This is a genomic window from Isoptericola halotolerans (genome assembly GCF_003003075.1).
Taxonomy (GTDB): Bacteria; Actinomycetota; Actinomycetes; order Actinomycetales; family Cellulomonadaceae; genus Isoptericola; species Isoptericola halotolerans_A.
Window position 1 is genome coordinate 1 of sequence record NZ_PVTX01000012.1, and the last position, 14,776, is coordinate 14,776.

Annotated in this window: 13 protein-coding genes; 8 read left to right on the top strand and 5 right to left on the bottom strand. The window is 72.1% G+C overall.

Annotated features, from left to right (window positions below):
- Positions 1–299, top strand: a 299-nt coding sequence (locus tag BCL65_RS15540; protein WP_146137221.1) for an IS30 family transposase, incomplete at its 5' end; no start/stop codon positions are given.
- On the opposite strand, the gene BCL65_RS18510 is transcribed toward BCL65_RS15540, so the two are convergent.
- The 4 genes from BCL65_RS18510 to BCL65_RS15560 form a co-directional block, all read right to left on the bottom strand.
- Positions 282–626, bottom strand: coding sequence for a toxin-antitoxin system HicB family antitoxin (locus tag BCL65_RS18510; protein WP_207767749.1), 345 nt, complete (start codon positions 624–626; stop codon positions 282–284). The genes BCL65_RS15540 and BCL65_RS18510 overlap by 18 nt on opposite strands.
- A 16-nt stretch (positions 627–642) precedes the next feature.
- A complete protein-coding gene (locus tag BCL65_RS15550; RefSeq protein WP_243401112.1) occupies positions 643–1,392 on the bottom strand; it encodes a MerR family transcriptional regulator in 750 nt (249 codons plus the stop codon).
- A 253-nt stretch (positions 1,393–1,645) separates the two neighbouring features.
- On the bottom strand, positions 1,646–2,404 hold the full coding sequence (locus tag BCL65_RS15555; protein WP_106269435.1) for an SDR family oxidoreductase: 759 nt from the start codon (positions 2,402–2,404) through the stop codon (positions 1,646–1,648).
- Between the two features lie 207 nt (positions 2,405–2,611).
- Positions 2,612–3,088, bottom strand: a complete 477-nt coding sequence (locus tag BCL65_RS15560) for a MarR family winged helix-turn-helix transcriptional regulator (protein WP_106269436.1) — start codon at positions 3,086–3,088, stop codon at positions 2,612–2,614.
- Positions 3,089–3,279: 191 nt separating this feature from the next.
- Here BCL65_RS15560 and BCL65_RS15565 point away from each other — a divergent pair, with 191 nt between their 5' ends.
- The 6 genes from BCL65_RS15565 to BCL65_RS15590 all read left to right on the top strand — a co-directional run bounded on the left by BCL65_RS15565 (position 3,280) and on the right by BCL65_RS15590 (position 10,890).
- The gene (locus BCL65_RS15565) at positions 3,280–3,729 is read left to right on the top strand and encodes a DUF4260 domain-containing protein (protein ID WP_106269518.1); all 450 of its coding nucleotides are present in this window, start codon (positions 3,280–3,282) and stop codon (positions 3,727–3,729) included.
- Between the two features lie 333 nt (positions 3,730–4,062).
- Entirely contained in the window at positions 4,063–6,828 is a 2,766-nt protein-coding gene (locus tag BCL65_RS15570; protein WP_243401113.1) for an ATP-binding protein, read from the top strand.
- An 84-nt stretch (positions 6,829–6,912) separates the two neighbouring features.
- Positions 6,913–7,848: an ABC transporter ATP-binding protein gene (locus tag BCL65_RS15575; RefSeq protein ID WP_106269437.1), complete on the top strand. Its 936-nt coding sequence runs from the start codon at positions 6,913–6,915 to the stop codon at positions 7,846–7,848.
- The gene (locus tag BCL65_RS15580) at positions 7,845–8,666 is read left to right on the top strand and encodes an ABC transporter permease (RefSeq protein ID WP_106269438.1); all 822 of its coding nucleotides are present in this window, start codon (positions 7,845–7,847) and stop codon (positions 8,664–8,666) included. The genes BCL65_RS15575 and BCL65_RS15580 overlap by 4 nt, the downstream gene beginning before the upstream one ends.
- 62 nt (positions 8,667–8,728) lie before the next feature.
- Complete coding sequence (locus BCL65_RS15585; protein ID WP_165800048.1) at positions 8,729–9,844, top strand: extracellular catalytic domain type 1 short-chain-length polyhydroxyalkanoate depolymerase; 1,116 nt, start codon at positions 8,729–8,731, stop codon at positions 9,842–9,844.
- Positions 9,845–10,152: 308 nt separating this feature from the next.
- Positions 10,153–10,890 carry a flavodoxin family protein gene (locus BCL65_RS15590; protein ID WP_374108512.1) on the top strand — a complete coding sequence of 246 codons (738 nt, stop codon included), beginning with the start codon at positions 10,153–10,155 and terminating at the stop codon, positions 10,888–10,890.
- A gap of 53 nt (positions 10,891–10,943) precedes the next feature.
- On the opposite strand, the gene BCL65_RS15595 is transcribed toward BCL65_RS15590, so the two are convergent.
- Complete coding sequence (locus tag BCL65_RS15595; RefSeq protein ID WP_106269440.1) at positions 10,944–11,573, bottom strand: hypothetical protein; 630 nt, start codon at positions 11,571–11,573, stop codon at positions 10,944–10,946.
- Between the two features lie 276 nt (positions 11,574–11,849).
- Here BCL65_RS15595 and BCL65_RS15600 point away from each other — a divergent pair, with 276 nt between their 5' ends.
- Positions 11,850–14,612 (top strand): ATP-binding protein, encoded by a 2,763-nt coding sequence (locus tag BCL65_RS15600; RefSeq protein ID WP_243401114.1) that lies wholly within the window; start codon positions 11,850–11,852, stop codon positions 14,610–14,612.
- Positions 14,613–14,776: the final 164 nt, after the last annotated feature.

The following is a 14,776-nucleotide window of genomic DNA, read 5'->3' on the forward strand; positions in this document are numbered from 1 at the left end:
CACACCTACGCGGCTCGCTCACCTGGGACCAGGGCTGCGAGATGGCCACGCACAAGCAGTTCACGATCGCCACGAACGTGCCGGTCTACTTCTGCGACCCCCACTCACCCTGGCAGCGCGGGTCGAACGAGAACACCAACGGCCTGTTGCGCCAATACTTCCCCAAGGGCACCGACCTCAAGGCCTACGGGCCCGAAGACCTTGAGCACGTCGCCCACGAGCTCAACGGCCGACCACGCAAGACGCTCGACTGGGATACCCCAGCCGAGCGTCTGCGTGATCTACTGACGGCCACATAGACCATCAGGTGTTGCGAGGACCCCTAGAAACCGCCTTGACCACCAGGGCCTTCGTTGTTCTCGGCGCGACATCGAGGTCCGGTCGACCGGTGAGAACCGGCCCCACCGAACCCGGGACGCGCCGCTGGAGAAGAGGGCTTCGTCGTGATCAGGCTGAGGCGAGACGGTCGAAGTCCTGACGGTGAGCGAGATGCGATCGTCGGCCGCTTGCTCGACCAGCCGGCGGTGGGTCCGCGGCGGGATCCGCACGCGGAACTCGCCGGAGCAGGTGCGCTCGGACAGCGGCTGGGGGACCGGCTTGGCCGCAAGGTCGTGCTCTCGACGCACATGCGGGAGGCGTGGCTTAGCTCGCTCTTTGGCGATCTGCCGCGTCCGGCTGCTCGTGGCCGGCGGCCGCGGCCCGGCGAAGCACGTCGTGCTGCGCCGGGTTGTACAACTCCGCCAGCGCTTGGACCAGGGTCTGCTTGGCAGCGGCGTGCAGCCAGGGCCAGGTGGTGGAGCGCCAATTGGCGCCGACGCGTGCGACCTCCCCAGCCAGGCGCTCTCGAGTCGCGTCGCTCGCATCAGTGGGCAGCGCGGCGAACTTCGCGCTGACGGCGGGAGGTTCTGCCACGACCATCCTGCGCAAGTGCGCGACCGCATCGGGGTCGTAGAGCTGCGTGCAGATGTGGATCAGAGCACGATCGGTCTCGGACAGCCGCGCTGCGACCGCCTCGAACCCGTGGGGCGTGTCCACCGGTGCGTCGGCGTGCAGGATGGCCGCGATGTCGGCTCGCGCTCGCTGGGACCGCTCGATCTCGTCGTGCAGTGCGGCGTCGAGAGCCCGCAGCGCGTCCTTCAGACCGCTCCCGTCCAGGGCGCCGATCTGCGCGAGGGGAACGCCGAGCTCGGCGAGACGCCGGAGCTGTAGCAGACGGACCAGGTGGGGGACGCGATACTGCTTGTACCCGTTGTACCTGCGTGAGGGCTCGTCGAGAAGTCCGAGCGCGTGGTAGTGCCGAACGGTGTTGACTGTCGTGCCGGCGAGGTCTGCGAGCTCACGTGTGCTCCACGTCATGTCGTCAGGCTCGCCGCGCCGGACCGAGCTTCGCATCGGTGGAACTCACTGGTTCCACCCCGGCCACAGCGGGCGACGCGTACCTCAGGCGCCCTGCGTCTCGGTAGAACCTGCCCGATCCGGTACGTATGCCGGTGCACGCACGGCACGTGGTGAAACGTGAACGGGTACCCGCCGCTGACAGCCTTCGGTACCTCCCGACCATCTGGACTGAGGGTTCGCGGATCTCGTCCGATCGCGCGGACGGCCTCGGTGGGTAATCTCTTCCGGTCGAGGTGCGGCGCGAGGCTCAGAGCCCGCGCTCCTCACTGATCGAGTTGGCCCCGTCGACGGTGATGAGCTGGCCGCTGATGTATGACGCGCCGTCCGCGGCGAGGAATGCGATCACGTGCGCGACCTCCTCGGAGCTACCTGAGCGTCCGACGGGAGTCGCCGCGCCCATGGCGCGCTCGTGGTCGGACGCCGACGCGGTGTCGATCCAACCCGGCGCGACGGCGTTGACCACGACACCGCTCGAAGCGGTCTCGATCGCGACCGCTCGAGTCAGCCCGACGATTCCTGCTTTCGCCGCGTGGTAAGCGACATCTCCCGGATAGGCGGCAACCGGTCCCGACACCGACGAGACGTTGACGATCCGGCCATAGCCCGCGGACTGCATCCCTCCGACCACCGCGCGGATCATCAAGAACGTCGTGGTCAGGTTGCGCTCCAGCGACGCGTGCCAGCGAGCGACTGCGGCACCGGGGTCCCGATCGGATATCGACGTCATGCCGGCATTGTTGACGAGCACGTCGACGCTGCCGTAGGCGGTCTGCGCACGAGCGACCACGGCGTCGACGCCGCTCTGCTGCCTGAGGTCAGCGACGACTCCCTCCGCCTCGCCGCCCGAGGCTCGCAGCTCGTCGACGCGATCGAAGATGCGCTCGGTCGTCGAGGTGACGACCACACGCATTCCGGCGGCGCTGAGAAGACGGGCCGCAGCGAAGCCGATGCCGTGCTCGCTCCCGGCGCCGGTGACGATGGCAACACGCTGACGGGGCAGTGCCATGGTGGGACCTCTTCTCGTACAGGGGACGCGGGACTCCGACCGGTCGACGGGAGGGCTGTGCTCCCTGCCGACGATCAGCCGATCCCCGATGTGGTCGGTGATCCGTCAAGCACAGACCCTGTGGTGGGGACCATGTCAAGGGCCGCGAGCACACTGACTCTCCCCGTGAGGCGCCCGCCCGTCACACGGTCTGAGCGGCTTGGCTGCTCATGACCGCTCGTCGAGATGCAGGTGGCGGCGCGTCGCTGCCGCGGCGTCGCGCAGGTGCGCGAGCTGCTCGGGGGTGAGTGCGTCGACGAACACGTCCTTGATCGCGCGAAGGTGCGGCAGGGTGCTGGTGTGAAAGGCGCGCGCACCTTCCTCGGTGAGCACGACCCGCGAGCCCCGAGCGTCCTCCGCGCAGGGTTCGCGACGCACCAGGCCACGCCGCTCCATGCGGCCGAGGTGTCCGGACAGACGGCTGCGTTCCCACTCGATGTGCGCGGCGAGCTCGGAGGACCGCATCGCCCGGCCGTCCGCCTCGCTGAGCGCGAGGAGCACCCGGTAGTCCCCGCCCGAGAGCCCCGAGTCGTCGTGCAGCCGGGCCTCGATGCGCGCGCGGACGATCTCGAAGGTCTCGATGTGCAACCGCCAGGCCGCCAGCTCGTCGTGCGTGGGAACCTGCCGGCGCCGGGGATGATCCATGGCTCCTCCTCAGTCGTTGACACGTGAATCGTACGGGCGTCGGCGTGGCGCCGGCCCTCGGAGCACGCCGGTGAGGACCGCTCTTCGCATCGGATCCCGCCAGCTCGACGAGTCGCCAGGTCGCTCGCAGGCTCGTCGTGTACGTGAAGATCACCGACGCGGAGGCGCGAATGGTCGACGACGATGGCCCCATGAGTGACACCGACCTGAGCACCACGACAGACGGTGCGGCGCGTGGCGGTCTGCGGCCGGCGACGATCGAGCGGATCGAGAACGGGCTGGTGGTCGTGCTGGCGGTGGCCGGGACGCTCACGATCGAGCCGGGGTTGTGGTGGTTCCCCCTGGCTGTCTTCCTGGCGTTCGACCTGTCGATGGTCGGGTACCTACGGTCGCCGGCCGCCGGCGCTGCCACCTATAACGCCGTCCACACCTACGTCTGGCCGCTGGTCCTGGCCGTCGCGGGGCTCGTCGCCGGTACCGGTGCTCCGACGCTGTCCCGGTGGCTGACGCTGGTCTCGCTTGCCTGGGCTTTCCACGTCGGCCTCGACCGCGCGCTCGGGTACGGCCTGAAGCTGGCTGACGCGTTCACGCACACCCACCTGGGCTGGATCGGCAAGGACGCCGGGACGAACCCACGGTGACGCGACGCCGCGACGCGGCACCCGTGGCGCGAACAGCGAGCACGACCGGGGACACCGGCCGTCGACCGCGACGTCAGGCACCTCTCAGGAGCAGGGGGAGCGAGGGCCCGGCGCGGCCGACATCGGCGCTCCCTCGCGCGCGATCACCACGCGGACCTCGGGCGGCTCGGCGGCGAACCCTGGTGCGGTCGGGCCGCCACGTCCTGGTCGCTGCACCCGGCGGGTGAACCCTCTGGTCGCCGCATCTGGCATCGGCGAGAATGACCTTGTGGGGGGACCTTGCCCAACCCGGTCTGCGACGACGGCGGACCGGGCGGACGAAGGGCGGAGCTGGTGAGGATCCTGGGACGGCGCGCCGAGGCGGCGGCGGTCGATCGGTTGCTCTCGGACGCGCGGGCGGGCCGCAGCGCGGCCCTGGTGGTGCGTGGCGAGGCCGGCATCGGCAAGACGGCGCTGCTGGAGCACGCTGGTGACGTGGCCGCTGCTTCGGGATTCAGGGTGGACCGGGCGACCGCCGCCGAGTCGGAGATGCAGTTCGCGTTCGCTGGCCTGCACCAGCTGTGCGCGACGGCGCTGGAACGTGCGGGCGCCCTGCCCGAGCCCCAGCGCATGGCACTGGGGGTGGCGTTCGGCCAAGCGGCCGGCCCGGCGCCGGACCGGTTCCTGGTGGGGCTGGCCGTGCTCAACCTGCTGGCAGAGGTCGCCGAGGAGCAGCCCTTGCTGTGCCTGATGGACGACGTGCAGTGGCTGGACGAGGCGTCCGCGCACGTGCTCGGGTTCGTCGCCCGCCGGGTGGGCGCCGAACGCCTCGCACTGGTGTTCGCGATCCGTGACGACGACCGTGACATGCCGAGCCCGCTGATCGGGCTGCCGGAGCTGCGGCTGGACGGGCTGGCGGAACCCGAGGCCCGCACGCTGCTGGCCTCGGGTGTCCCGGCGCCGCTCGACGAGAATGTGCGCGAGCGGATCATCGCCGAGGCCCGCGGGAACCCCCTGGCCCTGCTGGAGCCACCCGGCAACGGGCACTCGGCGTGGTTCGCCGGCGGGTTCGAGCGACCCGACGCCCTCGACGTCCCGCGCCGGATCGAGGAGAGCTTCCGACGGCGTGCGCACGGCCTGCCGGCGCACACCCAGCTCCTGCTCCTGGTCGCCGCAGCGGAGCCGACCGGGCAGGCGACGGTCTTGTGGCACGCCGCCTCACGGCTCGGGATCGCTCGCGAGGCGGTGACCCCCGCGCAGGACGCCGGGCTCGTGGAGATCGACACCCAGGTGCGCTTCCGCCACCCGTTGGCGCGCTCCGCGGTCTACCAGGCGGCCAGGGGCGACGACCGCCGTCGGGCACATCAGGCCCTCGCCGAGGCGACCGACCCGGACGTCGACCCCGACCGCCGCGCCTGGCACCGGGCGCAGGCGGTGCTGGGCACCGACGAGGACGTCGCGCAAGAGCTGGTGCGGTCCGCGGGCCGCGCGCACGCCCGGGGCGGGGTGGCTGCTGCCGCGGCCCTGCTGGAGCAGGCGGCCGCCCTGACGCCCGAGCCGGCCGTCCGCGCCGCCCGGGCGCTGGACGCGGCGCAGGCCAAGCACGAGGCGGGCGCGTCCCAGGCCGCCACCGGGCTGCTCGCCGTCGCCGCGGCGGGCCCGCTCGACGTTCTCGGCCAGGGGCGCCTCGAGCTGCTCCGCGCCCAGGTCGTGTTCCACACCACGCGCGGCAGCGACGGCGCGGGGATGCTGCTGGACGCTGCCAGGACGGTTGCCCCGCTGGACCCGGAGCTCGCACGCGACACCTACCTGCAGGCGCTCGAGGCGTCGTTCCACGCCGGGCGCCTCGGGGGTGACTGGACGATGGCTGCGGTCGCGAGCGCCGCCCGGGCGGCGCCCGTGGCATCGTCGCCCGCCCGGCCGGTCGACCTCCTGCTCGACGGTCTGACCACCATGTTCACCCACGGGTACGAGGCGAGCGTGCCCACGCTACGCCGTGCTCTCGACACGTTGCGCGGTGGCGTCGGCGTCGAGGGGCCGGGTGAGGGCGTCGGTCTGGACGAAGGCAGCCGCCGCCGGCTGTGGCTGGCGTGCCAGGTCGCGGCCACGCTGTGGGACGACGACGCCGTGTACGTGCTCGCCGACCTCGACGCGCGCCTCGCCCGCGAGGCCGGGGCGCTGTCTCGGCTCCCGGCGGCCCTCAACGCTCTTTCCTCGGTTCTGGTGCTCACCGGCGACCTGGGCCGTGCGGCCGAGCTCGTGGCCGAGGAGAGCGCGATCCGGAGTGCGACCGGCGCCCCACCGCTGCCCAATGCCCGGCTCATCCTCGCCGCCTGGCAGGGACGCCAGGCGGAGACGACCGCGCTGCACGCAACCATGGTGGCCGAGGCGACGGGGAGGGGAGAGGGCGCAACGCTCGGGCTGGCCGACGTCGCCATGGCCGCGCTGCACAACGGGTGGGGTAACTATGGTGAGGCTCTCGCCGCGGCGAGAGCGCCGGTGGAGCGCGGGGAGCTGACCTTCGCCAGCATCGCGCTGCCCGAGCTCGTGGAGGCGGGCGTCCACGCCGGCGAGCCGGGACGGGCCGATGTGGCGCTTGAACAGCTCAGGGTGCGGGCCCAGGCCAGCGGCACCGCGTGGGGGTTGGGGCTGTACGCGCGGTCGCGAGCGCTGCTGAGCACCGGGCCGGACGCCGAGAAACACTACCGGGAGGCGATCGACCAGCTCGGACGCAGCCGGATGGCCACCCACGTGGCCCGCGCCCACCTGGTCTACGGCGAATGGCTGCGCCGTGAGGGGCGCCGGCAGGACGCGCGCGAGCAGCTCCGCACCGCGCACGAGATGCTGACAGGCATGGGAGTGGACGCTTTCGCCGCCCGCGCTGCCCGCGAGCTGGGCGCCACCGGCGAGCATCCGCGCAGACGCACGGAGAAGCCCACCGACGACCTCACCGCCCAGGAGCTGCACGTGGCACGGCTGGTGGCCACCGGCGCCACCTCCCGCGAGGTGGCCGCGCAGCTCTTCCTGAGCCCACGGACCGTCGAGGCCCACCTGCGGGCCATCTTCCGCAAGCTCGCCATCACCTCCCGCCGCGAGCTGCGCGGCCTGCCCTTGGGGTGACCGGTGCGCCGCCGGGGCGCCTTGACCCTGTGGCGGCAACACGGTGTCCCGTGGTGCCATGCACACCAGACAGTGGGACCGCCCGTGATCGTGGCGCAGTCCCTGACCAAGCGCTACGGCGCCACGACAGCGGTCGACGGCGTCGACTTCACCGTCCGTCCCGGCGTCGTCACCGGGTTCCTCGGCCCGAACGGCGCCGGCAAGTCGACGACGATGCGGATGATCGTCGGGCTCGACCACCCCTCGGGCGGCCGCGTGACCGTGGACGGCAAGCCGTACGCGCGCCTCGGTGCCCCGCTGCACCGCGTCGGCGCGTTGCTGGACGCCTCGGCGGTGCACCCGCGCCGCAGCGCCCGCAACCACCTGCTCGCTGTCGCCGCCACGCACCGGATCGGCGCGCGGCGGGTCGACGAGGTGATCGCGACCGTGGGGCTCGATGCGGTGGCGCGCAGGCACGTGGACGGGTACTCGCTGGGTATGCGCCAGCGGCTGGGACTCGCTGGGGCGATGCTCGGCGATCCGGACACCCTGATCCTCGACGAGCCGGTCAACGGGCTCGACCCCGACGGTGTGGTGTGGATGCGCGGGCTGCTGCGCGACCTTGCAGCCCAGGGGCGCACCGTGCTCCTCTCCTCGCACCTGATGACGGAGATGGCTCTGACCGCCGACCACGTGATCATCCTCGGGCGGGGTCGAGTGGTCGCCGACGCGCCGATGAGCGACCTGGTCGCCGGTGCCGATGCGGACACCGTCCAGGTGCGCACCCCGCAGGTCGCCACCCTCACCCCCCTGCTGTGGGCGGAGGGGGCGACCGTCACCCGCACCCCACCCGACCTGCTGTCGGTGGCCGGGCTCGGCGCGCCACGCATCGCGCAGGTCGCCGCCGGCGCCGGGATCGTGGTCAACGAGCTCACCCCGGTGACCCGTTCCCTCGAGGACGCCTATCTGGAGCTCACCCGCGACGACGTCGAGTACCGCTCCACCGGCACCCGTCGCATCGCGAGGGAGATGCCCCGATGAGCGCCGTCGTCGTCTCCGAGTGGGTCAAGCTGCGCAGCTTGCGCTCCACGTGGTGGGCGCTGGGTGCTCTGGCGGCGGTCACCATCGGTGTCGCAGCGCAGGTCTCCTCGTCGGTGAGCTTCTACGGCGTACCGGGCGTCGTCTCCCAGGACGCGATGCAGGACCTCGGCGTGTACGTGGTGACGGTGAGCACCGACTTCGGTGCCCTGGTGGTCGCGGTGCTCGGAGTGCTGATGATCGCCGGGGAGTATGGCACCGGCACCATCCGCAACAGCCTGACGGCTGTGCCGACCCGGCTGCCGGTGCTGGGCGCCAAGGCGCTGGTGCTGGCCTGTGCCACGTTCGCGGTGGCCACCGCCGCGTTCGCCGTCGCCGTGCCGGTCTCGACCGGGCTGCTGGCGGGCAACGACGTCGACGTCCACCTCGACGACCCGCACTACTGGTTCGCCGTGCTCGGCGGTGTCACCTACCTGGTGCTCGTGGCCCTGATCGCGTTCGGGATCGGTGCACTGGTGCGCAGCACCACCGGCGGCATCGCGATCTCGCTCGGCCTCCTGCTCGCCGCACCGGTCGCGCTGAGCCTGCTGCTCGGCGTCGACCCCCCGGCCTGGGCGGAGAACCTCGCAGTCCTGCTGCCCACGGTCGCGGGCAAGCTGCTCTTCACCTACCCGGCGGCTCAGCGCTGGGTGGACCTGTCCGCACCGTCGGTCGACGGCGCCTGGGTCGGCGAGCCCTGGCACGGCGCTCTCGTCCTGGTCGGCTGGGTGGCGGCGCTGCTCGCCGTCGCCGGTCTGCTGCTGCGCCGTCGGGACGCATGAGCCCCCGGGGGCCACGGGCTCGACTCCGGTCCGACGGATCGCACCATCGAAGGGAGAACCCCATGACTGCGCCCTCACCCGAGGCGGATCCCGAGCCCGCGCACGAGACGGCGGGCGGATCTGCGCCGGTGGGCGGGCCTGAGCAGCCTGCCCTCCGCCGGCGCCGGCGCCGGCGGGTGTGGGTGGTCGGCGGCGTCGTCGGGCTCCTGGCGGCGACGGTGACGGTGCTCACCCTGGTGTTCCAGTTCGGCCTGCCGTGGTGGAGCGGCCCAGGCGACCACGACCACGTGCACGTCGCGGCCGACGGCACCCGCCAGCGCTACCAGGTGCACCTGCCGCCGCAGCACGACGGCGGCACGGCACTGCCCGTGATGATGGCGATCCACGGGTGCGGGATGACCGGCTACGGGTGGAACTCGATGAAGGGATCCACGCAGTTCGACGCGCTCGCCGACCGTGCGGGGTTCATCGTCGTCTACCCGACCCAGCGCATGTTCGCCGACCGCATCAACTGCTGGAACTCCGACGACCCGCGCAACCAGGTCCGCGGCAGCGGGGAGGCGGCGCTGCTGGCCGGGGTGGCCCGCGACGTCGTCGAACGCTACGGCGCCGACCCCGAGCGCGTCCACGTCTCCGGCGCCTCGTCCGGCGCGGGCACCGCCGTGATCCTCGGTGCGACTTACCCGGACGTGTTCGCCACCGTCACCTCGGTGGCCGGCGGCGAGTACGGACTGAACCAGGTCGACCCGGACGACCCGGACGCCACTCCGCCGTCGGTCACCGGACGGCAGGCCTGGGCGCAGATGGGCGAGCAGGCCCGCGCCGTGCCGCTGCTGATCGTGCAGGGCGGCAGCGACGACGTCGTGCCGACCGTCGTCGGTCAGCGGCTGGTGGAGCACTGGCGCACGGTCGTCGACCTGGTCGTCGACGACGCGCTCGACGGCAGCCCGGAGCTCGTCCCCGACACGATCGTCCACCCGGCCACGGGGGACCGCTACGAGTACGCGCAGACCACCTACCGCGACCCCGACGGGCAGGTCCTGATCGAGTACGTGTATGCCGACGACCTCGCCCACGCCTGGTCCACGCCCGGCGCCGTCGGCATCTTCACCGACACCGCCGGCCCCGACGCCACCGAGATCGCCTGGCAGTTCGCCCAGCTCCACGACGATCGCTGACCGGGCAGCCACCTGATCGTGGGCCCCGACTCCAGCAGCTCGACGGGAGCCGGGCACACCAGCGTTCGGAGCGCCTCCTTCATCGGGCGTTGTCGGTGATCTTCACCGATGCGAAGGCCTCACGCGGAACAGCACGCTGGGAACGAGGCCCGGGCTTCCGGCACCGAGTCCGCCCGACCTGCTGAACCGCGCGAGAAGGGGCTCACACCCATGTGTACCGAGGTCACCGCGACCGACACCGGCAGGCAGCACGACGGGGTCGCGGCGGAGATGTCGCACCTCGCCGGGCTCGTCGACGATCGGGAGCCGTGATCAGGGTGCGATCGGACGCCACCGCTGGACCGCCACGGTTCGACGGTCTGAGTGCCGTGGTCATCAACGCCACCCTGAAGCGCTCGCCGGAGCCCAGCAACACCGACGGGTTGCTGGGTGTCAGCACGCGGATCATGGCGGAGCACGGGGTCGAGGTCGAGGTCGTCCGGGCAGTCGACCACGACATCGCGATCGGGTTGTGGCCGGACATGACCGAGCACGGTGAGAACTCCGACGGCTGGCCGGAGATCTTCGACAAGGTGTTGGCCGCGGACATCCTCGTCCTCGCGGGGCCGATCTGGCTGGGAGACAACAGCTCGGTGATGAAGCGCGTGATCGAGCGGCTCTACGGCTGCTCCGGTGCGCTGAACGAGGCCGGGCAGTACGTCTACTACGGACGCGTCGGCGGCTGTGTCATCACCGGCAACGAGGACGGCATCAAGCACTGCGCCATGAACGTGCTCTACAGCCTGCAGCACCTCGGCTTCACCATCCCCCCGCAGGCCGACGCGGGCTGGATCGGGCCGGTCGGGCCCGGGCCTTCCTATCTCGACCCCGGGTCGGGTGGCCCCGAGAACGACTTCACCAACCGCAACACCACCTTCATGACCTACAACCTGATGCACGTCGCGGCCCTGCTGCGCGCCGCGGGTGGCATCCCGGCGTACGGCAACCGACGCAGCGAGTGGGACGCGGGCTGTGCACCAGACCAGGACAACCCCGAGCACCGGTAGGCGAGGACCGGTATCGGTGCGGTGGCCGGTGCCCCGCAGCAACGATGGTGCCCTCATGGCCGGCGCCGCGGACGGGACGCCGAGCCCCGCAACGGCGCCGCGGGCTCCGGAGCGGGCGCCGACACCTTCGCTGCGTCGAAGACCGACATGATGACCATCGCGGTGCTGGTGAAGCCGATGGCGAGGGCGAGAAGCAGCGAGGGGACGAAGTCGCTCGGCGACGGGCTCCAACCGCCGAGGACCCACGGCAGGACAGCCAGAGCCACCACCGCGAGCGAGGTGGCGACCTCGTTCGCGGCCAGAGCAGGGGACTTTCTCGTCGCGCCCTTCTTCAGGATGCGACGGGTCGTGTCGACGGTGGCGACCACGAGTGCCGCCGCGAACACCGAGAACGTAACGGCCCCCCAGACGGGCGCCGCACCGGCCAGGGCGAGAGCGACGAAGAGGGGCAGGCTGTAGGCGATGAGCACCCACCGGGCGCCGGCCCGCATGTACTGGTCCGGCGTGCTGCCCGCGGCGCCGCGCGATCGGTGCAACGCTGAGTCGAGGTAGAAGAACACGGCCACGATGAAGGTGCCGACGAGGGTCGCGGCGATTCCCGCGAGGCCGAGCAGGAACTCGTCGGTCACCTCACCGTAGGCGATGGTGAGACGTTCGGCGTCGAGGACCGAAGGAGTGGGCATCGGGTCGTCTCCTTTCGTGTCCACAGGCGTCGGCGGCCCCGCGGTGCGGCCGACCCCCGGCCCGAGGAGCCCGTTCGACGGGCCGAAAACCTCCGGCAGCCTGGTCGGCTGCCGTGTCAGCAGGCTCGCCCGGGTCGCGGTGTTCTCGCGTCGGTGAAAGCCCCGGCTTTCTCGCCCCTCGCGCCCACCCCGCGCCTGCCGAGTACCTGGCGGCCGCGGTTCGCATCGGTGATAATCACCTGGTCCGGCGCGTATCCCGGAAAGATGGTGGACCTGGTGGACCTCTTGGGCCGACGCGCCGAGTGCGAGGCCGTCGAACGTGTGCTGGCCGAGGTACGTGCCGGGCGCAGCGGGGCGCTGGTGGTGCGCGGTGAGGCGGGCATCGGGAAGACCGCGGTGCTGGAACACCTTCGGCACACCGCGGCCTCCGCAGGTCTCCAGGTCGAGTCCCTGGTCGGTGCGGAGTCCGAGACACAGTTCGCGTTCGCCGGCCTGCACCAGCTGTGTGCACCGCTGTTGGACCGTGCGCTGGCACTGCCCGAACCGCAGCAGGTCGCCCTGGGCGTAGCGTTCGGGCTGCACGGGGGTGCGACTCCGGACAAGTTCTTGGTCGGGCTGGCGACCCTCAACCTGTTGGCCGAGGCCGCCGAGGACAGGCCGCTGGTGACTCTTGTCGACGATGCGCAGTGGCTGGACCAGGCGTCCGCGCAGGTCCTGGCGTTCGTGGCTCGACGCCTGGCGGCCGAACGCGTCGCGCTGGTCTTCGCGATGCGAGACCACGCCAGGAGTGAGACCCACCCGCTCGCCGGGCTGCCCGAGCTCCGCCTCGAGGGGCTCGGTGAGGCCGACGCGCAAGACCTGCTGGCCGCATCGGTCCGCACTCCGCTCGACGACGGGGTTCGCGATCGGATCGTCGCGGAGGCGCGCGGCAACCCGTTGGCACTGCTGGAGCTGCCGCGGAGCGTGCCGCTGGCGCAGCTGGCCGGTGGTTTCGGCCTGCCGGACGCCATGAGCGTTCCCCGCCGCGTCGAGGAGGGCTTCCGCCAACGCTCGCGGGACCTACCAGCCGAGACGCAGCTGCTGCTGCTGGTCGCTGCGGCCGAACCGACCGGCAACGCAGCGACGTTGTGGCGCGCGGCCGACGAGCTGGGGATCCCCCCTGAGGCAGCCGGCCCCGCGGAGGAGGTCGGCCTGCTGGAGGTCGGTACCCGGGTGCGGTTCCGGCACCCGCTGGTGCGCTCGGCGGTCTACCGAACGGCCACACCGCCGGACCGTCGCCGCGCACACGCCGCGCTTGCCGCCGCCACCGACCCGCGGTCCGACCCGGACCGGTGCGCATGGCACCGCGCGCAGGCGGCGATGGGCACCGACGAGGAGGTCGCCGCCGAGCTGGAGCGCACCGCTGATCGGGCCCGTGCCCGCGGGGGTATGGCGGCCGCGGCGTCGTTCTTGCAGCACGCCTTCGAGCTGACCCCCTCGTCAGAGAGCCGGACGGCACGCGCGCTGAAGGCCGCCGACACCCTGCACGAGGCGGGAGCCTCCAAGGAGGCTCGCGAGCTGCTGGCGAGGGTCGACGTCGGACCGCTCGACGCCGTGCAGCGCGCCCACCTCGCCTTGCTGCGCGCGCGGATCGAGTTCTACCTGACACGGCACGGCGACGCGGCCCGGATGCTGCTGGACGCGGCACGGATGCTGACGCCGCATGATGTCGCGCTGGCCCGAGAGACCTATCTGCACGCTCTCGACGCCGCGATCATCACGGGCGGGGGACCTGGCCATGGCGTGCGTGAGATTGCCGACGCTGCCCGCGCTGCACCGCCCGCGCCCGAGCCGCCGGGGCCGTCCGACCTGTTGCTCGACGGGCTGGTGGCGACGTTCACCCAGGGCTACGCGGCGGCCGTGCCCGCGTTGCGCCGCGCACTGGAAGCGTTCCGTGCTGACGAGTTCGACGCAGGGGGAGCGCGCGGTGACGACGACCGACGCTGGTTGTCGCACGCCAGCCGCACCGCGAGCGTGCTCTTCGACGACGAGAGCCTGCACGCGTTGGCCACGCGCCACGTACGGCTCGCTCGCGATGCCGGTGCGCTCGTCACCCTGCCCGCCGCGCTCCTGTTCCAGTCCGTCGCGATGACGCTCAGCGGTGAGCTCGAGCGGGCCGGTGAGCTGGCCGCCGAGCAGACAGCGATCGCCGCCGCGACCGGGGCCGTCCCCCTGCCCCACGCGCAGCTCGTCCTGGCTGCCTGGCGCGGTCGTCCGGACGAGGTCGTGGGGATCTCCACGACGGTCGCCCGGGACGCCGCCGACCGTGTGCGCGGCACCGAGGTATCCCTCGCGCAGTACGCGTTGGCGGTGCTGCACAACGGTCTGGGCGACTACACCGCCGCGCAGGATGCTGCGGCGCGGGCGTGCGAGTCCGACGCGCTGAACCCCACCAACCTGGCGCTGCCCGAGCTCATCGAGGCGGCGTGCCGTGCCGGCCGGCCGGAACATGCCCTGGAGGCACTGGAAGAGCTCGACGCGAGAGCCCGAGCAAGTGGCACCCCGTGGGCGCTGGGGCTCGCCGCCCGTTCACGAGGTCTGGTCACCTCGGGTCGCGCCGCCGAGGTGCACTATCTCGAGGGCATCGGACAGCTCAGCGGCAGCACGATGGTCGGGTATCTCGCCCGCGCACACCTCGTCTACGGCGAGTGGCTGCGCCGCGAGGGCCGCCGCCGGGACGCGCGCGAACAGCTCCGCACGGCCCACGAGCTGCTGTCGGAGATGGGCGCGGAGGCGTTCGCGGAGCGCGCCGCCCGCGAGCTGCGCGCCACCGGCGAACATGCACGCGAACGCAGCCCCCGGCCCACCGACGCCCTCACGGCGCAAGAGCTGCACGTCGCGCGACTGGTGGCCACGGGCGCCACCTCCCGAGAAGCCGGCGCCCAGCTGTTCCTCAGCCCTCGCACGATCGAAGCCCACCTGCGGAACATCTTCCGCAAGCTCGGCATCACCTCTCGCCGACAGCTCAAGGACGGACGACTGGGTCTGCTGCGCGAATAGCGGACGTCGGCGCGGAGAGGGCTGCTGCACGGTGGCTGATATCTCCCTCCTCCTCAGAGTTCATGTCCTCGAGCACGGCGATCGCCGCGCGGGCTCGTCGGACCTGGCACGCCGCGGCCTGGCCCAGCACGACGCGAGGATCGTGCGCCCGGTAGCCTCCTGGC